General features: G+C 48.7%; 1 rRNA gene. It reads left to right on the top strand.

What is annotated here, in order from left to right:
- Positions 1 to 271 (top strand): 16S ribosomal RNA (locus tag ACTHSL_RS13640); the annotation flags it as partial.

The raw sequence follows: 271 nt of genomic DNA, 5'->3' as shown, positions 1-271 counted from the left end.
TACAGAGGGTGCGAGCGTTAATCGGAATTACTGGGCGTAAAGGGTGCGTAGGCGGATATATAAGTTAGATGTGAAAAGCCCGGGCTTAACCTTGGCCGTGCATTTAAGACTGTATATCTAGAGTTTGTGAGAGGGTGGTAGAATTCCAAGTGTAGCAGTGAAATGCGTAGAGATTTGGAGGAATACCGATGGCGAAGGCAGCCACCTGGCATAGAACTGACGCTGAGGCACGAAAGCGTGGGTAGCAAACAGGATTAGATCCCTTGTAGTC

Origin of the sequence: Neisseria sp. P0008.S010, assembly GCF_051962715.1 — a bacterium.
GTDB classification, from domain to species: domain Bacteria; phylum Pseudomonadota; class Gammaproteobacteria; order Burkholderiales; family Neisseriaceae; genus Neisseria; species Neisseria elongata.
This window is presented reverse-complemented; position numbering and strand designations above follow the sequence as displayed.